Here is a 23,339-nt window from a genome sequence, read left to right on the forward strand (position 1 = left end):
GTGCTATGTGCAGTGCTATCTAAGCGCAGTGGTATCCTGTGCGCCCATTTGCCGCCGACGCCCTGTGGCTTCGCGTAGCTTTGCCCGATTCAAGGTGATGTCATGACTACTCGCACCGAGGCTGTCAAAGCCTACCTGCTCGACCTGCAAGACCGCATTTGCAGCGCCCTGGAAACCTTCGAGACGGACACTCGCTTTATCGAAGACGCCTGGACCCGGCCTGCCGGCGGCGGCGGTCGCACCCGTGTGATCGAGAACGGCTCGGTCATCGAAAAGGGCGGCGTTAACTTTTCCCACGTGTTCGGCAGCGGCCTCCCACCGTCAGCCAGTGCGCATCGCCCCGAGCTGGCCGGTCGCGGGTTTGAAGCCCTGGGCGTGTCGCTGGTGATTCATCCGCACAACCCACACGTGCCGACGTCCCACGCCAACGTGCGTTTTTTCATCGCCGAAAAAGAAGGCGAAGAGCCGGTGTGGTGGTTCGGTGGCGGCTTCGACCTCACGCCCTACTACGGCAACGAAGAAGACTGCATTCACTGGCATCGCGTGGCCGAGCAGGCCTGCGCGCCGTTTGGCCCGGACGTTTACTCGCGCTACAAGGCCTGGTGCGATACCTACTTCCACATCAAGCACCGCAACGAGCCCCGTGGTATCGGCGGCCTGTTCTTCGACGACTTGAACGAGTGGGACTTCGACACCTGCTTCGCCTTCATCCGCGCCATCGGCGACGCCTACATCGACGCCTACCTGCCGATCGTGCAACGTCGCAAAGCCAGCGCGTATACCGAACAGCAACGCCAGTTTCAGGAATTCCGTCGCGGCCGCTACGTTGAATTCAACCTGGTCTACGACCGTGGCACCCTGTTCGGCCTGCAATCGGGCGGGCGTACCGAGTCGATCCTGATGTCGCTGCCGCCCCAGGTGCGCTGGAGCTACGACTGGAAAGCCGAGGCCGGCAGCGAAGAAGCACGCCTAACCGACTACTTCCTGCAAGACCGCGATTGGCTGGGCATCGCCGCGCCTAAGGCGGCTGTTTGATGGATCGTTATGTGGTGTTCGGCAACCCCATCGGCCACAGCAAGTCGCCGCTGATTCACCGTATGTTCGCCGAGCAGACTGGCGAACAACTGGACTACAGCACCTTGCTCGCGCCCCTGGAGGATTTCACCGGCTGTGCCCGTGAGTTTTTCCAACAGGGCCGAGGTGCCAACGTCACCGTGCCGTTCAAGGAAGACGCCTATCGCCTGGCCAACAGCCTCACCGAACGCGCCCAGCGCGCCGGGGCGGTGAACACCTTGAGCAAACTCGCTGACGGCACGTTGCTCGGCGACAACACCGACGGCGCCGGCCTGGTGCGTGACCTGGCGGTAAACGCCGGCTTGAATCTGCAAGGCAGACGCATCCTGTTGCTGGGCGCGGGTGGCGCGGTAAGGGGCGCGTTGGAGCCGTTGCTGGCTGAACGGCCCGCTTCGTTGATCATCGCCAACCGCACCGTGGAAAAAGCCGAATTGCTCGCCGAGCTGTTCGACGACCTGGGCCCGGTGTCCGCCAGTGGTTTCGACTGGCTGCGTGAGCCGGTGGACGTGATCATCAATGCCACGTCCGCCAGCCTGTCAGGCGATGTACCGCCGATTGCCGGCAGCCTGATCGAACCGGGCAAGACGTTTTGCTACGACATGATGTACGCCAAGGAACCGACTGCGTTCTGCCGTTGGGCCAGTGAGCAAGGCGCAGCCGTGGCGATGGATGGCCTGGGCATGTTGGTGGAGCAGGCGGCCGAAGCGTTCTTTCTGTGGCGTGGTGTTCGTCCGGATTCGGCGCCGGTGTTGGCTGAACTGCGCCGGCAGTTGGCGCAGTAATCAATCTTCAAACTGGATGGGGCATTTATCGGCCCCCTCCAGTTTTTTCAACTCGTCCACCACCTGCGGCCTGGCGCGGCGCAATGTCAGGCTACGGCCCAGCCCGCTTAAACGACGCGCCTCCTGGTGCAGCATCTCCACCCCGGAATAGTCGATAAAGTTGATCTGCTGCGCCTCGATCACCACCCGTTCACCCTGCAAGCTTTGCAGGCGTACTTGCAGGTAATGGCTGGCGCCAAAGAAGATCGACCCACCGACGCGCAACACATCCTCTTCCCCATCACGCCATTGCTGTACCCGTGGCTGCGACGTGCGCTTAAGGTAGAAAAACAACGACGCCAACACCCCCGCATAAATCGCCGTTTGCAACTCCAGCAACAAGGTGGCGACACAGGTCAGGCTCATCACTACGAACTCTGCGCGGCTCACGCGGAACAACGCACGAATACCCCGACGATCCACCAGGCCCCAGGAAATCAGCAAGATGCTGGCGGCCATGCTCGGGATCGGAATATGTGCGATCAATACGGCGCCAAACAGCGCAAACAATGCCACCCATACTGCGGAAAACACCCCGGCCAACGGCGAACAGGCGCCCGACTCATAGCTGAGGCCGGAGCGGGTGAACGACCCTGCCGACAGATACCCGGAGAAAAATCCGCCAACGATATTGGATAAACCCTGGGCGCGAACTTCCTGGTTGGCATCGAGCAATTGTTGCGAACGGGCCGACAGCGAACGGGCAATCGACAGGCTGGTCACCAGCCCCAGCATGCCCACCGCAACGGCGCTGGGCAGCAGGCGCAGGATCATGTCCGGATCCAGCGGCAGCGGGCTGAACGGTGGCAGCTTGCCGATAAACGAACTGACGAGCGCCACATGCCCGAACATCGCCGGCCATAGCCACGTTGCCAGGCTACCCAGGGTCAGTGCGATCAGTAGCGTTGGCCAGCGAGGCACAAGGTATTTGAGCAACGCGCCCACCAGCAAAGTACCGAGTCCAAGGGCGAGGGAGGCGTGGTCCCACTCGCCAGCGTGGTCGATCAGCGCCAGCAGGCTATTGATCGCTGTGGCCTGGCTCGGTAAATCCAGGCCAAGCAGATTGGGCAGCTGCCCGAGGGCGATCACCACGGCGGCACCGAGGGTGAAACCCAGCACCACCGAATGCGAGACGAAGTTCACCAGCGCGCCAAAACGCAGCATGCCCAGCAGCCACTGGAATACCCCGGCGAGGAATGTCAGCAACAGGATCAGGGTGATGTAGTCCTGAGACCCCGGCACGGCCAACGGGCTGACGCTGGCGTACAGCACGATGGAAATCGCTGCCGTGGGGCCACAGATCAGGTGCCAGGATGAACCCCACAGGCAGGCGATCAGCACCGGGATGATGGCGGCATACAGACCGTACTCCGGTGGGAGACCGGCGATCAGCGCGTAGGCAATCGACTGGGGCAGCGCGAGCACGGCACCGCTGAGGCCGACCAGCGCGTCCCGGCCGACGCTGGCGCGGGTTTGACGCGGGAGCCAGCGGAGGAAGGGGAAGAGTGTATGGCGGTTGGGCCGGGGCATTTATAACTCGGCTGAAAAGGTTTGACTCAGGGTATCAGTACACGCTGGTCCTTGCGGGAGGGGGCTTGCTCCCGATATAGGTGGACCCGTCTAAATCTCTCTGACTGGCACTCCGCTATCGGAGCAAGCCCCCTCCCACATTGGAATAGCGCAAGGCCCTAGAGTTTGGCCTTTACTGCCGGCAACGCGTCCTTGCCATCCACGGTTTTCACACCGTCGAGCCATTTGTCCAATACAGCCGGGTTCGCCTTGATCCACGCCTTCGCCGCGTCGGCATTGCTGACCTTGTTGTTGGCCACCTCAGCCATGATGCTGTTCTCCATCTCCTGGGTGAAACTCAGGTTGGTCAACAGTTTGCCAACGTTAGGGCAGGCCTGCGCATACCCTTTGCGGGTCAAGGTATACACACTGCCGGTGTCACCGAAGTATTTCTCGCCGCCTTTGAGATAGTGCATTTTCAGTTGCACGTTCATCGGGTGCGGTGTCCAGCCGAGGAAGGTGACGAATTTCTGCTTCTTCACCGCCCGTGACACTTCCGCCAGCATTGCCTGCTCGCTGGACTCGATCAGCTTCCACTGGCCAAGGTCGAAGTCATTCTTCTTGATGATCTCCTGCAGCGAGATATTTGCCGGCGCGCCCGAGCCGATGCCGTAGATCTTCTTGTCGAACTTGTCGGCGAATTTGTTCAAGTCGGCAAAGTCATGCACCCCGGCATCCCACACATAATCCGGCACGGCGAGAGTGAACTCGGTGCCGTCGAGGTTCTTCGCCAACTGCACCACATCGCCGTTGGCCACGAACTTGTCGTAGAAGCCCTGCTGCGCCGGCATCCAGTTACCCAGGAACACATCCACCTGGCCGTCCTTGAGCCCGCCGAAGGTGATCGGCACCGCCAGGGTGTCGACCTTGGCCTTGTAGCCCATGCCGTTCAGCAGGAAACCGGTAATGGCGTTGGTGGCGGCAATGTCGCTCCAGCCTGGATCGGCCATCTTCACGGTCTCACAGCGGGTGTCCGCATACGCATTGGCACTACTTAGCACCAACATGCCCACTACTGCAGTTAACTTTTGCATGGCCTTCCCTCTGTATTTATTGGTTTTGGCAGGGTTGTGGATAACGTGCCTTGCGCTCCAGGTCGTCGAGGTCGATATGGTTGCGCATGTATTGCTGACTGGCGTCCACCAGTGGCTGGTGATCCCAGCTCTTCAGCTTGCCTTGGGTCAGCGCCTCGAACACCAGGCGACGACGGCGTTGGCTGGCGAGCACCTGCTGGTGGATCGCCGGGATGTCCCACTTGGCCCGCGCCTCATTCAAAAACGCCTCGAACAGTGGCCGGTGTTCCGGTGACTGGCTGAGGTCTTCCCGCTCGTGCGGGTCGTTGTGCACATCGAACAGTAGACAAGGGTCGTCTTCGCTGTAGATGAATTTGTAGGCGCCACGGCGAATCATCATCAATGGGCTGATGGTGCCTTCGGCCATGTATTCGCCAAAGACTTCGTCATGCCCGCCCTGCCCCTGCAAGTGCGGGACCAGCGAGCGGCCGTCCAGGGGCAGGCGCGGGTCCAGCTCGCCGCCGGCCAGTTCCACCAGGGTCGGCAGCAGGTCGGCGGTGGACACTGCCTGGGTTACGCGGCCCGGCGCAAATTGCCCCGGCGCACTGACCAGCAGCGGCACGCGGGCGGCCATTTCAAACCAGTGCATTTTGTACCAGAGGCCGCGTTCACCGAGCATGTCGCCGTGGTCGCCGGAGAAAATGATGATGGTGTCGTCGGCCAGGCCGGTGTCTTCCAGGGTCTGCAGCAGCTTGCCGACATTGCTGTCGATGTAGCTGCACGCGCCGAAGTAGGCGCGGCGGGCGTCGCGAATTTTATCCACAGGCAGCGGCTTGTCCCACAGGTCATAGACCTTGAGCAGACGCTGGGAATGCGGGTCGAGATCTTCCTGGTTCGGCGTTGCAGGCAAAGGGATGTCGTTGTCGTCGTACAGGTCCCAGAACGGCTTGGGAATGGTGTACGGGTCGTGGGGATGGGTCATCGACACGGTCAAGCAGAACGGCTGGTCACCGTCTTCGCGGATGTGGTCGAACAGGTACTGCTGGGCCTTGAACACCACCTCTTCGTCGAAATCCAGCTGGTTGGTACGCACGCACGGGCCGGCTTGCAGCACCGAGGACATGTTGTGGTACCAGGTGGGGCGTACGTCCGGCTCATCCCAGTTCACCGCCCAGCCATAGTCGGCGGGGTAGATGTCGCTGGTCAGGCGTTCTTCATAGCCGTGCAGTTGGTCGGGACCGCAGAAGTGCATCTTGCCCGACAGCGCGGTGCGATAACCGAGGCGCCGCAGGTAGTGGGCATAGGTCGGCACATCGGCGGGAAAATCCGCCGCGTTGTCGTAGGCGCCGATCTTGCTCGGCAATTGGCCGCTGACCAGGGTGAAGCGTGAGGGGGCACACAGTGGGCTGTTGCAATAGGCCGCGTCGAACACCACGCCCTGTGCGGCGAGGCGGCTCAAATTCGGCAGCTTGATGGAGGAAGGTCCGTAGAACGGCAGCATCGGCGCGGCCATTTGATCGGCCATGATGAAAAGAATGTTCTTGCGCTTCATGGGTCTTCGGCATTCCATAGGCAGTGTTTATGCGAATGAGCATGCAGCCCATGGAAAATGGGGTAAAGCCCATGACGAGCAATGTCTAGGATAAGCGCAGCTTATGTATGAAGCCCTTGGAGACCTGTCCCTCGACCTGCTACGCGCATTCGAGGCGGCCGCGCGCCATCGCAGCTTTACCGCCGCTGCGATGGAGCTGGGTACCACTCAGCCGGCGATCAGCCAGCAGATGAAGCGCCTTGAAGAACAACTGACGATCCGCCTGTTTGACCGCATCTATCGGGGCATCGAACTGACCGACGCCGGCGCCCTGCTGTTCGAGCATGTGCAAGGCGGTTTGCAGAACATCAACCAGGGCCTCAGTGTGATTACCCAGCTGGACCAGCACGAAGTGCTGCAAGTGGCCACAGACTTTGCGTTCGCCGCCTATTGGCTGATGCCGCGCCTGCATCGCTTCCACGCCGCCAACCCGCAGGTGGACGTGAGCCTGGTGACCAGCGAGCGCAACCACGCGACACTGCGCAGTGACATCGATGTGGCAGTGCTGTTTGGCGATGGCCGCTTCAAGCAGGGCGACAGCCTTTGGCTGTTCAACGAGGAAGTGTTCCCGGTGTGCAGCCCGCAATGGCTCAAGGAGCAGGCCAGGCCTTTGACTGTGCACACCTTGCCCGACTACCCGTTGCTGCACCTGCGCCAGGAAAACAACAGCCAGTGGTTCGACTGGAGTGGTGTATTCCGCGAGCTGGGTATCACCGCCGCACCCACGCCCGGCCAGCTGCGATTCGACAACTACACCTTATTGATCCAGGCAGCGATTGCCGGCCAAGGGGTGGCGATCGGCTGGCGCCATTTGGTGGATAACCTGCTGGAACAGAACTGGTTGTGCCGACCGATCGGCAACACGGTGATTTCGCGCTTTGGCTATTACGTGGTGCAGCCCCAGCGCAAGCGGCGTGGGCAGTTGGTCGAACGTTTCGTCGACTGGTTGCAGGCAGAACAGGCCAGCAGCGCGCAGTCCCTGACCGGACTGGCCCTGCCATCGATTGCGGTCTAGGATTTGCCGCACATTGGATCCGGAGTCCGTCATGCAACGTATCAAGGGCTACCATGCCCATATCTACTTTGACGCCAGCACCATCGACCAGGCGCGCACCCTATGTGAAGACGGCGCGAAACTGTTCCCGCTGCGCATGGGCCGTGTGCATGAACGGCCCGTAGGCCCGCACCCGGACTGGAGCTGCCAGCTGGCGTTCGATGCCGAGTACATTGGCGTGGTGCTGCCGTGGCTGGCGCTGCATCGCAATGGGCTGGTGGTGTTCCTGCACCCCGAAACCGGCGATGAGCTGAAGGATCACACCGATCACGCGATCTGGATGGGTGCGATGCGCGAGCTGGACCTGTCGGTTTTTTAACCTCCCCTTATCAGATAAAAACCGCCCCTTCCCGCAGTAAAAGGCGAGGAAGTTGTAGGATTTATCTTGTCTTGTCTCAATATATGGGACTGTTATTTATATATTGAGATATTGCCGGCCATAGGTTTATATTCGCCCATCTGCTTTTTTCAGCACCCACTCATTTCAGGTGAAGCGATGCAGGCGCAATTGATCGCGCTCGATTGGGGGACCAGCTCCCTTCGTGCTTATAAACTCGGGCCCGCAGGCGTCGTGCTGGAACAGCGCTCGCTGGCGTCGGGCATCATGCATTTGCCCAGTGAGCCCCGGGACATCGGCGGTGTGCACTGCAGCGATGGCTTCGAGTTGGCGTTCGATGCGGCATGCGGCGACTGGCTCGACGCCCAACCCCATCTTCCAGTGATCGCCTGCGGCATGGTCGGCAGCGCCCAGGGCTGGAGCGAGGCGGCATATCGCAATACGCCGGTCGACGTCGCCAGCCTGGGCCAGGCGTTGCACACGGTGCGCAGCCTGCGCGGCGTCGATGTGCGTATCGTGCCCGGCGTGATCGAGCAGGTCGGTTTGCCCAATGTGATGCGCGGTGAAGAAACCCAGGTGCTGGGTGTGCTGCAAAGCCTGTCGGCCAACGGTGAAATGTTGATCGGCCTGCCCGGCAGCCATTCCAAATGGGTCGAGGTGGTGGAAGGTTGCATCACCCACTTCGATACCTTCATGACCGGTGAACTGTTCGCGGTGCTGAGCAAGCACAGCCTGCTGGGGCGTACGCAAAAGGTATCCGCGCAGTTTCAGGCCGAGGCTTTTGACCGCGGCGTTCAAGTGGCGCTGTCGAACGATGGCCAGCGCGGCGTGCTGTCGACCTTGTTCAGTGCGCGCACCCTGGGCCTGACCGCCGAACTCACCCCTGAGCAGCAGCCCGATTACCTGTCCGGCCTGCTGATCGGCCATGAACTGGCCGGCTTGCCAGCCAGTGCACGGCACATCCCCATCATCCTGGTGGGCGCTGGCCCGCTTTGCGTGCGCTACCAACGCGCCCTCGCCCTCTGCGGTTTCGCCCACGTCAGCCTGGCGCAGGAAGCGACCGAGCGCGGCCTGTGGCAACTGGCAGTGGCCGCCGGGCTCACTCAACCTGCAACGGAGGCCTGACATGCTCAAGCAAGCACTGGCACAAAACGGTTTGATCGCGATCCTGCGCGGTGTGCGCCCGGACGAAGCCCAGGCGGTCGGCCAGGTGCTGTACGACGCCGGTTTTCGCGTGATCGAAGTCCCGCTCAACTCGCCGGACCCTTACACCAGCATCCGCACCCTGCGCGACAGCCTGCCCGCCGATTGCCTGATCGGCGCCGGTACGGTGTTGACGCCTGCGCAGGTCGAGCAGGTGAAGGCCGCTGGTGGCCAAGTGATCGTAATGCCCCACAGCGATGCCAAGGTCCTGCGCGCCGCCAAGGCCGCTGGCCTGTACCTGTCGCCGGGGGTGGCCACGCCCACCGAAGCGTTCGCCGCGCTGGACGAAGGCGCCGACGTCTTGAAGCTGTTCCCGGCCGAGCAAATGGGCCCTTCTGTGATCAAGGCGTGGCTGGCGGTATTGCCGGCAGGCACGTTGCTGCTGCCGGTGGGCGGCATTACCCCGGACAACATGCAGGTGTTTATCGACGCCGGCGCCAAGGGGTTCGGGCTGGGTTCCGGGTTGTTCAAACCGGGTATGACAGTGGATCAGGTAGCGAGCCGCGCCCAGGCTTATGTCGCCGCCTGGAAAGCCCTGAGCTGAGATCAAGTTCCGCGCCCCTGGCGCTGCATCTATAAGAGAGATAACAGATGAAAATCACCAAACTGACGACCTTTATCGTCCCGCCGCGCTGGTGCTTCCTCAAGGTCGAGACCGACCAGGGCGTGACCGGCTGGGGTGAGCCCGTAGTCGAAGGCCGCGCTCACACCGTGGCTGCGGCGGTCGAGGAACTGTCCGATTACCTGATCGGCAAGGACCCACGCAATATCGAAGATATCTGGACCGTGCTCTACCGCGGCGGCTTCTACCGTGGCGGCGCCGTGCACATGAGCGCCCTCGCCGGCATCGACCAGGCGCTTTGGGACATCAAGGGCAAGGCCCTGGGCGTATCGGTCAGCGACCTGTTGGGTGGCCAGGTACGCGACAAGATCCGCGTGTACTCCTGGATCGGTGGCGACCGCCCGGCCGACACCGCCCGCGCCGCCAAAGAGGCCGTGGCCCGTGGCTTTACTGCGGTGAAAATGAACGGCACCGAAGAGTTGCAGTTTGTCGACAGCTTCGAAAAAGTCGACCTGGCCCTGGCCAACGTCGCGGCCGTGCGCGATGCGGTCGGCCCTAACGTCGGCATCGGCGTCGACTTCCATGGCCGTGTGCACAAGCCCATGGCCAAGGTGCTGATGAAAGAACTGGACCCGTACAAACTGATGTTTATCGAAGAGCCGGTGCTCAGCGAAAACTACGAAGCCCTCAAGGAACTGGCGCCGCTGACCAGCACCCCGATTGCCCTGGGTGAGCGTCTGTTCTCGCGCTGGGACTTCAAGCGCGTGCTCAGCGAAGGCTACGTCGACATCATCCAGCCGGACGCTTCCCACGCGGGCGGTATCACCGAAACCCGCAAGATCGCCAACATGGCCGAAGCCTACGACGTGGCCCTGGCCCTGCACTGCCCGCTGGGCCCGATTGCCTTGGCGGCGTGCCTGCAACTGGATGCGGTTTGCTACAACGCGTTTATCCAGGAGCAAAGCCTGGGCATTCACTACAACGAGAGCAACGACCTGCTCGACTACGTGCGCGACCCGGGCGTGTTCGACTATGACCAGGGCTTTGTGAAAATCCCCAACGGGCCGGGCCTGGGGATCGAGATCAACGAGGAATACGTGATCGAACGCGCAGCCATCGGCCATCGCTGGCGCAACCCGATCTGGCGCCACGCCGACGGCAGCTTTGCCGAGTGGTGATGTCTGCCTGAAAGAACGCGGTCAAACATGTGGGAGAGGGCTTGCCCCCTCCCACATGTTGATCCGGTTTCTGCAGAAGTCCCTTCCTCAACAAATATAAGAAGAGGCACCTACCATGCAACCTGAATCCTTGAGCGGGCAGGCTTCTTTAGTCACGCCTACCCGAAAGCGCTACTTCATCATGGTGCTGCTGTTTATCACCGTCGTGATCAACTACCTCGACCGCAGCAACCTGTCGATTGCCGCCCCGGCGCTGACCAGCGAACTGGGTATCGACCCGGTACATGTCGGGCTGATTTTCTCCGCGTTCGGCTGGACGTACGCCGCCATGCAGATCCCCGGCGGCTGGCTGGTGGACCGGGTGCCGCCGCGTATCCTCTACACCGCCGCCCTGTTGCTGTGGTCTATCGCCACCGTGATGCTCGGTTTTGCCGCCAGCTTCATTGCGCTGTTTGTGCTGCGCATGGCGGTGGGTGCCCTGGAAGCACCGGCTTACCCCATCAACAGTCGCGTGGTCACCAGCTGGTTCCCCGAGCGTGAGCGCGCCACGGCCATTGGCTTCTACACCTCCGGGCAGTTTGTCGGGCTGGCGTTCCTGACGCCGGTCCTGGCCTGGTTGCAGCACCATTACGGCTGGCACATGGTATTTGTCGTGACCGGTGGCGTGGGCATTCTGTGGGCGGCAATCTGGTATGCCCTGTATCGCGAGCCCCGTGATTTCAAAGGCGTCAACGCCGCTGAAATCGAATTGATCCGCGAAGGTGGCGGGCTGGTGGACTTGAGCGCACAAGCGAGCAAGAGCAAGGCGCCCTTCAGCTGGGTCGACCTGGGCATCGTCCTGAGCAAGCGCAAGTTGTGGGGTATCTACCTGGGGCAGTTCTGCCTGAACTCCACGTTGTGGTTCTTCCTGACCTGGTTCCCGACCTACCTGGTGAAATACCGCGGCATGGACTTCATCAAGTCCGGCATGCTCGCGTCACTGCCCTTCCTCGCGGCTTTCGTCGGCGTGCTGTGTTCGGGGTTGTTTTCCGACTGGCTGATCCGCCGTGGCGCCTCGGTGGGGTTTGCCCGCAAGTTGCCGATCATCAGCGGCCTGTTGATCTCTACGGCGATCATTGGCGCCAACTTCGTCGAATCGACACCGTTGGTCATCGCCTTCCTGGCCCTGGCGTTCTTCGGTAATGGCCTGGCCTCGATCACCTGGTCGCTGGTCTCGACGCTTGCCCCGGCACGTCTGCTGGGACTGACCGGCGGGGTGTTCAACTTCATCGGCAACCTGGCGGCGATTGCCACGCCGATCGTCATCGGTTTCCTGGCCAGTGGCGATTCGTTTGCGCCGGCGATCACCTACATCGCCGTGCTGGCGCTGTTGGGCGCACTCTCCTATGTGCTGCTGGTGGGCAAGGTCGAGCGGATCGAGCTGTAAGCAGTGGGCGGCCTGCGGGCCGCCCGTTGGCCGGGCTCAGGGCACCGACATTTCGTTACGGAACACATTCAATGGATCCCAGCGTTGCTTGGTTCGGCGCAGGCGGTTCTCGATGATCGTGTTGGGGAAGAAAATTCCATACCACAGAGGGTTCCTGGGGTTCGCGGGATTGCCACCGAGGTGGGTCATGTCCAGGTCGGGGTAGTTGATGTAGCAGCCCTCGAACTCCGGGTCATTGGGAACACCGTTGGTGAATGCAGCGTAATAGAGGCCGCGGATCCAGTCGGCATGGGCGCGGTCGATGGCGTCATCGTCGGCGTGCCAGTAACACTGCGGTTGCCATTTGAGGTACGAGGAGCGTTGCGCGGCTGACGTCTGCGCCAGGATCGGGCCGTCCATCTGGTTGATGCGCCCGCCGAACGACTGGATCTGGATCAGGCTCTGGGTCAGGTATTGCTCAGGGTCCGGCAAGGTCAGCGTCGTCCAGATCGCGTCCAGCACGCGCTGTGTAAACCCGCCTTTCTGATACGCCGATTTATACCGCCCGCGCTGATTGTCACCGGAACCGTTGAGCGATTGGGTGGCGTACAGCCAGTCCAAGCGCCTGGCGGCCTCATGGGCACTCTGCAGGGAGTCGACCCAGCGGCCCTTTTGCCCGCCACGTGGCTGATGCGCGACGTGGAACGGCAGGAGCGACTCCGTCGCACCGACACCCACCGCGGTCTGCATGCTGCTGACAAAGTCGTCGAAAGGCGCCAGGTCATCGAGCTTCCCGTCCTTGTCGACGTAGTGGATGCCCAGGGTCACGTTGCCAGTGTTCAGATGACGCATTTCCAGTTTGGTGGCCAGGCCCCAGGTTGCCGGGTCGGCCTGATGGTCCACGAACCAGTTTTGATAGGCGTGCAGCAAACGTTCGAGGGCGGCGCGTGTGAGGTCTGACCAGTCCCATTCCAATGGCAGCCAAAGCACTTCGTCCGGGGCTGGCGGCAGCGTCTTGAAATAGTAACTGGTGATGATGCCGAACTGCCCACCACCGGCGCCGCAACAGGCGGCGAACAGGTCCAGCTCATCAGTGTCGAGGCTGTTACGGGAGACATGGACAGGTTCAAGACCCGGGCCGGGTCCATTGGCGCCCAGCAAGTCGACGCCGTCCAGCCAGTCGCAGACCAGCCCGTATTTACGCGACAACAACCCATAGCCGCCGCCGCAGATATGCCCGCCCAGTCCCACCGAATAGCAGGATCCACTGGGCAGCGCCTTGCCTGCCAATTTGTACAGCGCGACGCTGGTGTCCCAGTTCTGGCAGCCGGGCTCCAGGCGGAATGCATAGCGATGGGGCGAAGCGGGTACCAGCACTGAGCTGATCAGGCCGTTGGGGTCGTAGGCCAATTGGTTGATCTGGCCGATGTCCAGGATCGACAACACCTCGCCTGGCACATCCGGCATCTTGTTAGAGACAAATCCTTCATAGCAATGCCCGCCGCTGCGCACCGTGATACGGCCATTGGGCACAGCCAGGGCCTGGGCGGCTGCGTCGATGATGTCTTGTGGGGTGTGGCAGAGGTAGATCTGGCTGGCGCCGTTGGGTGAAGACTCGCCCTGGACGTTGCCCAATGGCCAGCGCAGGTTGAAACCCTTTTGCAACGTGGAATGACGACGGTCCGAGGGGGTGATGAGATCAAATGCCATGATGGACTCCTGGGAGACGATAATGACTTCTGATGCAGCTAACTTAACGACCGGCAACGCAAGAAGGCGTGACTTGCAGAGGTGGTTAGACGGCAATAGGCACGAAGTGTGTTGAGGGGGTGTGTTCCCCCTCAAGCCTAGCCTATATGGAAAAAGCCCGGATCAGTTCAGCACGCCGTCCAGAATTTCATAGACGATACCGGTACCCACCGCGATCAACACCACATCCGGCCCCGAACGGCGCCACTCATAACCCGGGTAAACCGGCAGGCGCGCCAGCGCACGGTTGTCCAGGCGCTCGCCGTAGTAGCCGCGCGGCAGGGGTTGGCCGCGCACCAGGCGCACATTCGGCGGCGGCGGTGCGCCACGGGAGAACTGGCCGTGGTTATCGTGAATGATCTGGCGTACCGGGCCGAAGTCCTGGGGCGGGCCTCCGCGACGGTTGTCCTGCGGGCCGCGATGGTCGTCGCCACGTTGCTCGTGCTGGCCCTGCGGGCCGCCACGGTCGTCACCCCGCTGGTCAGGCGGCGCGGCTTGCACCAGGGCGCTGGCGCCAAGCACCAGCACACCAAGGCCTGCAATCACGGATTTAGGCATTTTCATCGGGTATTCCTCAGGGCACACAAACAAAAAAGGGATCTCGAACGCGGTTCGAAATCCCTTGGTCTTGCTGTTTAGGCCGTGATTGCGCGCGTTGATTCCTCTGTATCAGGAACTTTACCTCTCGCTACATGGCGCTTACTTACGGGCGTTGCGCACACCTTCCGACAGCGCCGCGCACAGGCTCAATACGCCATCGATTGCTTGTTGATCGTTACTGGCATTGGCGATGTGATCGATCAGGGCCGAGCCCACCACCACGCCATCGGCCAGGCGCGCGATGGCGGCCGCCTGTTCCGGTGTGCGGATACCAAAACCGATGCTGATCGGCAGGTCGGTATGCCGACGCAGGCGGGTCACGGCTTCCTCGACGTGTTCCAGGGTCGCGGCGCCGGCGCCTGTCACACCGGCCACGGATACGTAGTACACGAACCCGGAACTGCCGTTGAGCACGGTCGGCAGGCGCACGTCATCGGTGGTCGGCGTGGTCAGGCGAATAAAGTCGATACCTGCGGCCTGGGCCGGGTCGCACAGCTCGCCGTTATGCTCGGGCGGCATGTCGACCACGATCAGGCCGTCGACGCCGGCCTCTTTGGCGTCAGCGATGAACTTAGGCACGCCGTATTTGTGGATCGGGTTGAAGTAGCCCATCAACACCAGCGGGGTGTCGTTGTTGTCCTTGCGGAACTCTCGCACCATCTGCAGGGTTTTCAGCAGGTTCTGCTTGGCTTCCAGTGCGCGGATGTTGGCCAGTTGGATGGCCGGGCCGTCGGCCATCGGGTCGGTGAAGGGCATGCCCAACTCGATCACATCGGCGCCCGCAGCGGGCAAGCCCTTGAGGATCGCCAGCGAGGTGTCATAACCCGGGTCACCGGCCGTGACGAAGGTCACCAGGGCGGCGCGGTTTTGTTCCTTGAGTTGCGCAAAGCGGGTTTGCAGGCGGCTCATTTAGTGTTTCTCCTGCTGAGACTGTTCCATGTGGTGCATCACGGTCTGCATGTCTTTATCGCCACGGCCGGACAGGTTGACCACCATCAGGTGATCCTTCGGCAGGGTCGGTGCGCGCTTGAACACTTCGGCCAGGGCATGGGCGCTTTCCAGGGCAGGAATGATCCCTTCCAGGCGGCAGCATTTGTGGAACGCGTCCAAGGCTTCATCGTCGGTCACCGAGGTGTACTGGACGCGGCCGATATCGTGCAACCAGGCGTGTTCCGGGCCGATGCCGGGGTAGTCGAGGCCGGCGGAAATCGAGTGGGCGTCGATGATCTGGCCGTCGTCGTCCTGCAGCAGGAAGGTACGGTTGCCGTGCAGCACGCCCGGTACGCCACCGTTGAGGCTGGCGGCGTGCTTGCCGGTCTCGATGCCGTGGCCGGCGGCTTCAACGCCGATGATCTCGACGCTGGTGTCGTCCAGGAATGGGTGGAACAGGCCCATGGCGTTGGAGCCACCGCCGATGCATGCCACCAGGCTGTCCGGCAGGCGGCCTTCCTGGGCTTGCAGCTGGGTGCGGGTTTCCTTGCCGATCACGGCCTGGAAGTCGCGCACCATCGCCGGGTACGGGTGCGGGCCGGCCACGGTGCCGATCAGGTAGAAGGTGTCGTCGACGTTGGTCACCCAGTCGCGCAGGGCTTCGTTCATGGCGTCCTTGAGGGTGCCGGTGCCGGCGACCACCGGGATCACTTCAGCGCCCAAAAGCTTCATGCGGAACACGTTGGCCTGTTGGCGCTCGATGTCGGTGGTGCCCATGTAGATCACGCACTGCAGGCCGAAACGCGCGGCCACGGTGGCGGTCGCCACACCGTGCATACCGGCGCCGGTCTCGGCGATGATGCGTTTCTTGCCCATGCGCCGCGCCAGCAGGATCTGGCCGATGCAGTTGTTGATCTTGTGCGCGCCGGTGTGGTTCAGCTCTTCGCGCTTGAGGTAGATCTTGGCGCCGCCGCAGAACTCGGTCAGGCGCTCGGCGAAATACAGCGGGCTGGGGCGGCCGACGTAGTCGCGCTGGAAGTAGGCCAACTCTTCGTTGAACGCCGGATCGATCTTGGCCGCTTCGTATTCGCGGGCCAGGTCGAGGATCAACGGCATCAGGGTTTCGGCGACGTAGCGGCCGCCAAACGCGCCAAACAGGCCGTTGGCATCAGGGCCGTTGCGCAGATCGGTCTGGGACTGAGTCATGGGACGCTCCAGGTAGAAATTCTGTATGGGAAGCAATGACGGCCACTCTACCCCTCACATCCGGCGCTGAAAACCGATAAGATCGCTGCAACCTGTCAGGAAAACTCACAGATGAGCCGCGACCTCCCGCCCCTCAATGCCCTGCGCGCATTTGAAGCCACTGCCCGCCTCAACAGCGTCAGCCAGGCTGCCGAGCAATTGCACGTGACCCACGGTGCGGTCAGCCGCCAGTTGAAAGTGCTGGAGGAGCATTTAGGTGTCAGCCTGTTCATCAAGGACGGGCGCGGCCTTAAACTCACAGATGCAGGTGTGCGGTTGCGAGATGCCAGCGCGGAGGCGTTCGAGCGCTTGCGGGACGTGTGCGCCGAACTCACCCAGGCCAGCGCCGACGCGCCTTTCGTGCTCGGCTGCTCAGGCAGTCTGCTGGCGCGTTGGTTGATCCCGCGCCTGGGACGCTTGAATGCCGATCTGCCGGACCTGCGCCTGCACCTGTCGGCGGGCGACGGCGACCTTGACCCCCGACGCCCCGGTCTCGATGCCCTGCTGGTCTTCGCCGAACCGCCGTGGCCGGCGGATATGCAGGTATATGAACTGGCGAGCGAGCGTATCGGCCCGGTGATGAGCCCGCGTTTTGCCGGCTACCAGCGCCTGCGCCAGGCGCCGCCGCACGCCTTGTGTGGCGAAGCTTTATTGCACACCACGTCCCGTCCGCAAGCCTGGCCCAGTTGGGCGCAACAGCACGGCATCGAGCCCGGCGCGTTGAAACACGGCCAGGGTTTTGAGCATTTGTATTATTTGCTGGAGGCGGCGGTTGCAGGGTTGGGTGTGGCGATTGCGCCAGAACCGCTGGTAGCAGAGGACCTGCGTGCGGGTCGCCTTGTGGCGCCGTGGGGTTTCAGTGAAACCCCGGCGCACCTGGCTTTGTGGCTACCCAAGCGCGCCGCAGACGGGCGCGCGGGTCAATTGGCGCACTGGCTCAAGGCTGAGCTGGCGCGCCAGCCGGTGTAGCCGGTCAATCAGTCACCGCGTTTGCACAGCAGGTAAGCCGCCAGCAGGCCCAGTGCGCCAACGGCGACGCCGGCGGTGGTCCATGGGTGCTCTTGTGCGTAGTCCCGGGTGGCAACACCGGTTTCGCGGATTTTGACTTTGCTTTCTTCGTAGGCATCGCTGATCAGGTGACGGGAATGCTTGAGGGCATTCTCGGCATTGCTTTTCAGGGCCTTCAGGGTTTTGCGCGACTCATCCGACGCATCGTCCTTGAGGCTCTCAAGGGACTTGAGCAGGCTCGAAATCTCGGCTTCCATGCTTTCCAGCGACGCTTTGCGTAAAGAAGTGTTGGCCATGTGAATTCTCCTGAAGTGATTGAGTGGCGTGTGTAGATACCGACTCCAGCGTTTTCAGAAAGTGCAGTAAATCTGAACTTTCGGGTAGGAACGGTCGCCAGAAGCAGTATGAACAATGACTGCTAGGCTTTATTGACGACCCTCAGGAGAAACACCATGTCTGATCATCACACCTACAAGAAAGTCGAATTGGTAGGTTCATCCACCACCAGCATCGAAGACGCAATCAACAATGCCCTGGCCGAAGCCAACAAGAGCATCAAGCACTTGGAGTGGTTTGAGGTGACGGAGACCCGTGGTCATATCAAGGACGGCAAGGTCGCCCACTATCAGGTCACGCTCAAGGTGGGGTTTCGAATTGCCAGTAGTTGATCGCGTCGGTTGAACTTGCCGGCTGGCCGATTGCCATAACCTGCGCTACAAACAATGGGTGCCGATGCCTGCAGCGTCGGCACGCTCGTTTCAATCAGCGCAAGGAAAGTGACGGATGAAGAAGTTCCTGTTAGCGGTAGGTTTGTTGAGCATTGCGGGCACAGCCCTGGCGGCGGGCAAGCCTTGTGAAGAGCTGAAAAGTGAAATTGCAGCGAAAATCGACGCCAAGGGCGCTTCGGGTTATTCGCTGGAAGTCGTGGATAAAGGCGCCTCGACCGACGCTAAAGTGGTTGGCACCTGTGAGGGTGGTACCAAGGAAATCGTCTACAAGCGCGGTTAATCCCGTGTGGCAGGCTTGAAACCGACGCACAGGTGCGTCGGTTTTTTTTCGCCTGGGGGTTTAGCCCTTCATCAACTGCGCCAGCAGCTCGTAGGAATGAATCCGATCGGCGTGCTCGTACAGGTCGCAGGTGAAGATCAATTCGTCGGCGCCGGTCTGTTCGATCAGTACTTCCAGCTTGGCACGGATCTTCGCCGGGCTGCCCACCATTGCCAGTCCGAGGAAACTGCCGACGGCGTCTTTTTCATGGGGCAGCCACAGGCCGTCCATGGTTTTCACCGGTGGGCGCTGCACCAGGCTTTGCCCGCGCATCAAGGCAAGGATGCGCTGGTACACCGAGGTGGCCAGGTAGTCGGCCTGCTCATCGGTGTCGGCGGCAACCAATGGAATGCCGAGCATCACGTAAGGCTTGTCCAGCACGGCCGAGGGCTTGAAGTGGTTGCGGTACACGCGAATCGCCTCGTGCATCAAACGCGGTGCGAAATGGGAGGCGAAGGCGTAGGGCAAACCGCGTTCGCCCGCCAGTTGCGCGCTGAACAGGCTGGAACCCAGCAGCCATACCGGTACGTTGGTGCCGGTGCCGGGCACCGCAATCACCCGTTGGTCCGGTGTGCGTGGGCCGAGGTAGGCCATCAGCTCGGCCACGTCTTCCGGGAAGTCATCCGCGCTGCCGGAGCGTTCACGGCGCAGGGCGCGAGCGGTCATCTGGTCGGAGCCGGGTGCGCGACCCAGGCCCAGGTCGATACGTCCGGGGTAGAGGCTTTCCAGGGTGCCGAACTGCTCGGCGATCACCAGCGGTGCATGGTTGGGCAGCATCACGCCGCCGGAGCCGACGCGAATCGTCGAGGTACCGCCGGCCAGGTAACCCAGCAATACCGAGGTGGCCGAGCTGGCGATGCCATCCATATTGTGGTGTTCCGCCACCCAGAAACGGTTGTAGCCGAACTTTTCCACATGCTGGGCCAAATCCAGGGAATTGCGCAACGACTGCGCCGGGCTGCCGTTGGCGCGCACCGGCACCAGGTCGAGGGTCGAGAACTTTACGTCGGACAGCGATTTCATAAGCCTGCTTCTCCAATGGGGGCGCAGGCTTCTTAGACGAACCAAAACCTGCCGCTTCATGTGCATGCCCTATGCAATGAGGGCATATACCCGAGATTCAATAGCAGCAATGAAATTTCCTACTTAATTGCTAGGTTTCTCTTACAACTGAACTTTGCCGGCGCGTCTATCCTCAGAACCTTACCGACGCAAAACCACCGTTCGAGGAGAAAGCTATGAGTATCGTTAAAAAGGCATCCGCGCATTGGGAAGGTGATCTGAAGACTGGCCTGGGCTCCATTTCCACCGAAACCGGCGTGCTGCGCGAAGCGCCCTACGGCTTTAAGGCCCGTTTCGAAGGCGGCAAGGGTACCAATCCTGAAGAACTGATTGGCGCGGCCCACGCCGGCTGTTTCTCCATGGCTTTTTCCATGATTCTCGGCGACGCCGGGCTCAAGGCTGACAGCATCGACACCCAGGCCGAAGTGACCTTGGACCAGGTCGATGGCGGCTTCGCGATCACCGCCGTGCACTTGGTGCTCAAGGCCAAGATTCCAGGTGCCAGCCAGGCGCAGTTCGATGAATTGAGCAAGAAGGCCAAGGAAGGGTGCCCGGTGTCCAAGGTGCTGAATGCGAAGATCAGCCTGGATGCCACGCTGGTCAACTGACACTGCAGGTCCAGTGTGGGAGGGGTGTAGAACCGTAGACATCGTTTACATCTGAAACCGGGGACATCGTTTACACATTTGAGGCCTGGACGCGGGTCATACCTCGTCCAAGCCTCCCCAAGGGATAATCACACAGGTACAAATCCCAAGCTTCATCTTCAGCTTCTTTGAGCCCTATCCTTTCCCCGGACAGCGCCTCGCTGATAAATACCAACTTGCCGTTCCACTTGATCGATCCGTCCTGCCTGACGCTTCGAACTTTCATTTCTGCCGGATATTCCACATCGGGCAAGCATCCTGGATAAATTCGGGTGGACGGCACATACAAGTCTCCCGGACGTTTCATGCCGAGCGCTTCGTGAGGGCGTACGTAATTAAACTCATGCCTGAAATGCTCCAGCAAAAGCTGCTGCTCGACTAAGTTTTTCCCTAAGGGCAACTCAAGTTTCAAGCTACGGTGCATTCGTTCATGGCGACCATTCTGGGCGGGTCTTCCCGGCATGGTTCGCTCGGGATAAATACCCAGCCGAATCCACCAAACTGCCAGTGTGGATATTCTTGCCAGGCCAGGAGAGGCGAACGGTACCCCGTTGTCCGAACGGATAACTTCCGGCATGCCGTACTCCTGAAAAAGCCTCTCAAAGGCCTGTTTTACAGGCTGGGTCATGATCTTGGGATGGGCCCTGCACGCTAAAATCAGCCGCGACGCATGGTCTGTGACGGTCAAAGGGAAGCACATCTGAGCATTAAGCATCTTGAACTGCCCTTTGTAGTCAGCACACCACGTCTTGTTAGGTTCGTCGGCCTTTCGCATTTGTGCGTGGGAAATGCTGTGTCGGCGTTTGAAGCGCCGCTTTTTGACGAGCCCAAGTCGGTCAAGCCATTGACCGGCCGTACTTGGAGAGGGCCAGGTGACGGAGGGATCTTCCAGCCGTAATAGCTCGAGAAGCTTTTTCGGCCCCCATTTATCGTGAGCCTCCTTCATCGCGACTACACGGGCCAAAATCTCGTCGTCGGTTTTATTTGGGCTGTTGTGAGGTCGCCGGGACAGTTCGGATAAAGACCTCAAATCGCCGTCGTGCCGGGCAATCCACTTATCGACGGTAGGTCGGCTAACGTCAAAGCGGCGTGCCAACTGGCTTTTGGTGAAGTTGCCAGAAAGCCAATCAGCTACCAGCTTGATTCTTTGATTCATGGGGGACTCTTGGTTCCAGGGCATGATCAGTTACCTCCTGATCATGCGTATTAGCCTGTAAACCATGTCCCCGGTTAGAAATGTAAACGATGTCCCCGGTTTGTACCGGGGCCAGCCCCCTCCCACATTTTGTTCTGCGTTAAATCAGAACTCGTGTTTCCCGAATGTGGTCCTATAGCCTATGCAGCCTTAGGCGCACACCCGTGCGCATGCATTCAGGGAGCTTCACACATGAAACGTTTTGCTTTGGCGATCATTTGCGGTGTGTTGGCCACATCGGCTGTGGCCGCACCAAAAGACTGCGAAGAGCTCAGGAAAGAGATTGAGGTCAAGATCCAGGCGAACGCAGTTCCGTCCTACACCTTGGAAATTGTCAGCAAGGAAGAGGCTGACAAGCACGACGTCGCCATGGTCGTCGGCAGCTGTGAGAACGGTACCAAAGCCATCATCTATCAGAAGAACAACGATTGATCAGAGACAGTTGACGCTGCGTTCTTCCGCCAGCAATTGGCGAGCGGCGTTATACAGCCGGATATTCGGCGTGAAGGCCAATGAGCGCCCTTCCAGGCGATAGCGTTGGCCAGCCTCGAAATGGTCGTACTGCAGAGTGATGAAACAGGTGCGGTCGGCCGTTTGCCCAAAGCCATTGAGGCTGCCGCCGGTCGGCACCTCGAAATCAAAGCGCACCATCAACTCGTGACTGCCCGGTGAAACCTGGAAGTAGCGTCCGTCCGGCAGGTTCTTACCATCCAGGCGCTGCGCCATCACCAGCTTGGCTCCCGGCGTTGGCGTAGCGAAATCGACCCAGGCCTGATGCGGATCGACCGGCGGCAGGGGGGTCGAAGCGCAGGCGCTGAGCAACAGGGCGACGACGGGAAGCAGGAGCTGGCGCATGGCAGGTACTCAACGCAAGGAGAGCTTTGAGTATAAACACGCCACGCCGTGGAAAAATCCCCTTCAGGCGCGATAGTCTGGCGAACACATCACCCAGGAGCGGTCGGGGCATGGTCAGGCGTTTTCTTCCAGGGTTGATAGTCGTGCTGCTCAGTGGCTGCTCCAGCGTCAGTTACTACAGCCAATTGGCAGGTGGTCAGTGGCAGCTGTTGCGAGCCCGGGAGCCGGTTGCCGAGGTCATCGCCGATCCGTCGCGGCCGCAGGGGCTGCGTGATCATCTGGCTCAAGCACAGAAAGCTCGAACCTTCGCCAGCGAACACCTGAATCTGCCTGACAACCAAAGTTACCGGCTGTATGCCGATATCGGCCGACCTTATGTGGTCTGGAATGTCTTCGCCACGCAGGAATTTTCCCTGGCGCCTCAAACCCATTGCTTCCCCATTGCCGGTTGCGTGGCCTATCGCGGCTATTACAGCCAGGGCGCGGCACGGGGTGAGGCGGCGTTGTTGCGCCAGCAAGGCATGGACGTATCGATAGGTGGCGTCGAAGCCTATTCCACCCTGGGTTGGTTCAACGACCCGATCATGAATTCGATGATGAACTGGGGCGACGAACGCCTGGCCACGCTGATTTTCCATGAGCTGGCGCACCAGCGGTTCTACGTGAAGGATGACACCGAATTCAACGAGTCGTTTGCCAGCTTCGTCGAGCAGGAAGGCACCCGCCAGTGGCGCGCGGCTCAGGGCCTGGCGCCGCTTGGCAGCTCGACGCGGCAGCAGCGGGACCAATTTACCCAACTGATCCTCGATACCCGTAAGCGCCTGGAAAAACTCTACGTGCAACTGCTGTCCGTCGAGGCGATGCGCCAGGCCAAGGCGGCCGAATTCGAGGCGTTGCGCCGTGAGTACCGGCAGATGCGCGATAGCCAATGGGGCGGGGACAAGCGTTATGACGCCTGGATGAACCTGCCGATGAACAATGCGCGGTTGTTGCCGTTCGGGCTGTATGACCGGTGGGTGCCGGCGTTTGCGGCGTTGTTCAGGCAGGAAGGCGGGGATTGGCGCAAGTTTTACGCCGCAGTGGAGAAGATGGGCGAGTTGCCGGTGGGGCAGCGCAAGGCTGCGTTGAGGCGGTTGGAAGGTACTGATCGGTAGAGCCTCATCGGCGGGCAAGCCGCTCCCAATGTGGGAGGAG

Annotated in this window: 25 protein-coding genes; 14 read left to right on the plus strand and 11 right to left on the minus strand. The window is 61.0% G+C overall.

The window, feature by feature from the left end; all coding sequences use genetic code 11:
* Positions 1 to 102 precede the first annotated feature (102 nt).
* A complete protein-coding gene (gene hemF / locus BLW22_RS30155; protein ID WP_065926822.1) occupies positions 103 to 1,035 on the plus strand; it encodes an oxygen-dependent coproporphyrinogen oxidase in 933 nt (310 codons plus the stop codon).
* Positions 1,035 to 1,856 (plus strand): shikimate dehydrogenase, encoded by an 822-nt coding sequence (aroE, locus tag BLW22_RS30160; protein WP_065946452.1) that lies wholly within the window; start codon positions 1,035 to 1,037, stop codon positions 1,854 to 1,856. Before hemF ends, aroE begins: the two co-directional genes overlap by 1 nt.
* Here the strand turns inward: aroE and BLW22_RS30165 are convergent, their stop codons facing one another.
* The 3 genes from BLW22_RS30165 to betC all read right to left on the minus strand — a co-directional run bounded on the left by BLW22_RS30165 (position 1,857) and on the right by betC (position 6,029).
* A complete protein-coding gene (locus BLW22_RS30165; protein WP_074848087.1) occupies positions 1,857 to 3,425 on the minus strand; it encodes a SulP family inorganic anion transporter in 1,569 nt (522 codons plus the stop codon).
* Between the two features lie 158 nt (positions 3,426 to 3,583).
* Positions 3,584 to 4,498, minus strand: a complete 915-nt coding sequence (gene choX / locus BLW22_RS30170) for a choline ABC transporter substrate-binding protein (protein WP_065926825.1) — start codon at positions 4,496 to 4,498, stop codon at positions 3,584 to 3,586.
* Between the two features lie 16 nt (positions 4,499 to 4,514).
* Positions 4,515 to 6,029, minus strand: coding sequence for a choline-sulfatase (gene betC / locus BLW22_RS30175; RefSeq protein WP_074848089.1), 1,515 nt, complete (start codon positions 6,027 to 6,029; stop codon positions 4,515 to 4,517).
* Positions 6,030 to 6,132: 103 nt separating this feature from the next.
* On the opposite strand from betC, the gene BLW22_RS30180 reads away from it, so the two are divergent.
* The 6 genes from BLW22_RS30180 (at position 6,133) to BLW22_RS30205 (ending at position 11,828) form a co-directional block, all read left to right on the plus strand.
* Positions 6,133 to 7,083: a choline sulfate utilization transcriptional regulator gene (locus BLW22_RS30180; protein ID WP_074848091.1), complete on the plus strand. Its 951-nt coding sequence runs from the start codon at positions 6,133 to 6,135 to the stop codon at positions 7,081 to 7,083.
* 31 nt (positions 7,084 to 7,114) lie between these two features.
* Positions 7,115 to 7,441, plus strand: coding sequence for a DOPA 4,5-dioxygenase family protein (locus BLW22_RS30185; protein ID WP_027608141.1), 327 nt, complete (start codon positions 7,115 to 7,117; stop codon positions 7,439 to 7,441).
* A 177-nt stretch (positions 7,442 to 7,618) separates the two neighbouring features.
* A complete protein-coding gene (locus tag BLW22_RS30190; protein ID WP_065926828.1) occupies positions 7,619 to 8,584 on the plus strand; it encodes a 2-dehydro-3-deoxygalactonokinase in 966 nt (321 codons plus the stop codon).
* 1 nt (position 8,585) lies between these two features.
* Positions 8,586 to 9,206: a 2-dehydro-3-deoxy-6-phosphogalactonate aldolase gene (locus BLW22_RS30195; protein ID WP_053127387.1), complete on the plus strand. Its 621-nt coding sequence runs from the start codon at positions 8,586 to 8,588 to the stop codon at positions 9,204 to 9,206.
* A 47-nt stretch (positions 9,207 to 9,253) separates the two neighbouring features.
* Positions 9,254 to 10,402 carry a galactonate dehydratase gene (gene dgoD / locus BLW22_RS30200; RefSeq protein ID WP_003170741.1) on the plus strand — a complete coding sequence of 383 codons (1,149 nt, stop codon included), beginning with the start codon at positions 9,254 to 9,256 and terminating at the stop codon, positions 10,400 to 10,402.
* Between the two features lie 115 nt (positions 10,403 to 10,517).
* Positions 10,518 to 11,828: an MFS transporter gene (locus BLW22_RS30205; protein WP_027608138.1), complete on the plus strand. Its 1,311-nt coding sequence runs from the start codon at positions 10,518 to 10,520 to the stop codon at positions 11,826 to 11,828.
* A 36-nt stretch (positions 11,829 to 11,864) separates the two neighbouring features.
* Here the strand turns inward: BLW22_RS30205 and BLW22_RS30210 are convergent, their stop codons facing one another.
* The 4 genes from BLW22_RS30210 to trpB form a co-directional block, all read right to left on the minus strand.
* On the minus strand, positions 11,865 to 13,517 hold the full coding sequence (locus BLW22_RS30210) for an FAD-binding oxidoreductase (protein WP_074848093.1): 1,653 nt from the start codon (positions 13,515 to 13,517) through the stop codon (positions 11,865 to 11,867).
* Between the two features lie 162 nt (positions 13,518 to 13,679).
* Positions 13,680 to 14,120: an anti-virulence regulator CigR family protein gene (locus tag BLW22_RS30215; RefSeq protein WP_027608136.1), complete on the minus strand. Its 441-nt coding sequence runs from the start codon at positions 14,118 to 14,120 to the stop codon at positions 13,680 to 13,682.
* Between the two features lie 135 nt (positions 14,121 to 14,255).
* A complete protein-coding gene (gene trpA / locus BLW22_RS30220) occupies positions 14,256 to 15,065 on the minus strand; it encodes a tryptophan synthase subunit alpha (protein ID WP_065926830.1) in 810 nt (269 codons plus the stop codon).
* Positions 15,066 to 16,292: a tryptophan synthase subunit beta gene (gene trpB / locus BLW22_RS30225; RefSeq protein WP_027608134.1), complete on the minus strand. Its 1,227-nt coding sequence runs from the start codon at positions 16,290 to 16,292 to the stop codon at positions 15,066 to 15,068.
* A 111-nt stretch (positions 16,293 to 16,403) separates the two neighbouring features.
* Here trpB and BLW22_RS30230 point away from each other — a divergent pair, with 111 nt between their 5' ends.
* Positions 16,404 to 17,300 (plus strand): LysR family transcriptional regulator, encoded by an 897-nt coding sequence (locus BLW22_RS30230; RefSeq protein ID WP_065926831.1) that lies wholly within the window; start codon positions 16,404 to 16,406, stop codon positions 17,298 to 17,300.
* Between the two features lie 8 nt (positions 17,301 to 17,308).
* On the opposite strand, the gene BLW22_RS30235 is transcribed toward BLW22_RS30230, so the two are convergent.
* Positions 17,309 to 17,635, minus strand: coding sequence for an ElaB/YgaM/YqjD family protein (locus BLW22_RS30235; protein ID WP_003170746.1), 327 nt, complete (start codon positions 17,633 to 17,635; stop codon positions 17,309 to 17,311).
* 156 nt (positions 17,636 to 17,791) lie between these two features.
* Here BLW22_RS30235 and BLW22_RS30240 point away from each other — a divergent pair, with 156 nt between their 5' ends.
* Positions 17,792 to 18,007: a dodecin gene (locus tag BLW22_RS30240; protein WP_027608132.1), complete on the plus strand. Its 216-nt coding sequence runs from the start codon at positions 17,792 to 17,794 to the stop codon at positions 18,005 to 18,007.
* 115 nt (positions 18,008 to 18,122) lie between these two features.
* Positions 18,123 to 18,347 carry a DUF1161 domain-containing protein gene (locus BLW22_RS30245; RefSeq protein ID WP_005783407.1) on the plus strand — a complete coding sequence of 75 codons (225 nt, stop codon included), beginning with the start codon at positions 18,123 to 18,125 and terminating at the stop codon, positions 18,345 to 18,347.
* A 60-nt stretch (positions 18,348 to 18,407) separates the two neighbouring features.
* Here BLW22_RS30245 and BLW22_RS30250 read toward each other — a convergent pair whose 3' ends face one another.
* Positions 18,408 to 19,409, minus strand: coding sequence for an LLM class flavin-dependent oxidoreductase (locus BLW22_RS30250; RefSeq protein WP_021491416.1), 1,002 nt, complete (start codon positions 19,407 to 19,409; stop codon positions 18,408 to 18,410).
* A 215-nt stretch (positions 19,410 to 19,624) separates the two neighbouring features.
* Between BLW22_RS30250 and BLW22_RS30255 the strand changes: the two genes are divergently transcribed.
* On the plus strand, positions 19,625 to 20,056 hold the full coding sequence (locus BLW22_RS30255) for an OsmC family protein (protein WP_065926832.1): 432 nt from the start codon (positions 19,625 to 19,627) through the stop codon (positions 20,054 to 20,056).
* A gap of 70 nt (positions 20,057 to 20,126) precedes the next feature.
* On the opposite strand, the gene BLW22_RS30260 is transcribed toward BLW22_RS30255, so the two are convergent.
* Positions 20,127 to 21,275 carry an integrase core domain-containing protein gene (locus tag BLW22_RS30260; RefSeq protein ID WP_065924691.1) on the minus strand — a complete coding sequence of 383 codons (1,149 nt, stop codon included), beginning with the start codon at positions 21,273 to 21,275 and terminating at the stop codon, positions 20,127 to 20,129.
* Positions 21,276 to 21,482: 207 nt separating this feature from the next.
* Between BLW22_RS30260 and BLW22_RS30265 the strand changes: the two genes are divergently transcribed.
* Positions 21,483 to 21,722, plus strand: a complete 240-nt coding sequence (locus BLW22_RS30265) for a DUF1161 domain-containing protein (protein ID WP_017734725.1) — start codon at positions 21,483 to 21,485, stop codon at positions 21,720 to 21,722.
* Here the strand turns inward: BLW22_RS30265 and BLW22_RS30270 are convergent, their stop codons facing one another.
* The gene (locus tag BLW22_RS30270) at positions 21,723 to 22,145 is read right to left on the minus strand and encodes a PA0061/PA0062 family lipoprotein (RefSeq protein ID WP_065926833.1); all 423 of its coding nucleotides are present in this window, start codon (positions 22,143 to 22,145) and stop codon (positions 21,723 to 21,725) included.
* A gap of 110 nt (positions 22,146 to 22,255) precedes the next feature.
* Here BLW22_RS30270 and BLW22_RS30275 point away from each other — a divergent pair, with 110 nt between their 5' ends.
* Positions 22,256 to 23,299 (plus strand): aminopeptidase, encoded by a 1,044-nt coding sequence (locus tag BLW22_RS30275; protein WP_074848096.1) that lies wholly within the window; start codon positions 22,256 to 22,258, stop codon positions 23,297 to 23,299.
* Positions 23,300 to 23,339: the final 40 nt, after the last annotated feature.

The sequence above is a fragment of the Pseudomonas marginalis genome (genome assembly GCF_900105325.1).
Lineage (GTDB): Bacteria > Pseudomonadota > Gammaproteobacteria > Pseudomonadales > Pseudomonadaceae > Aquipseudomonas > Aquipseudomonas marginalis.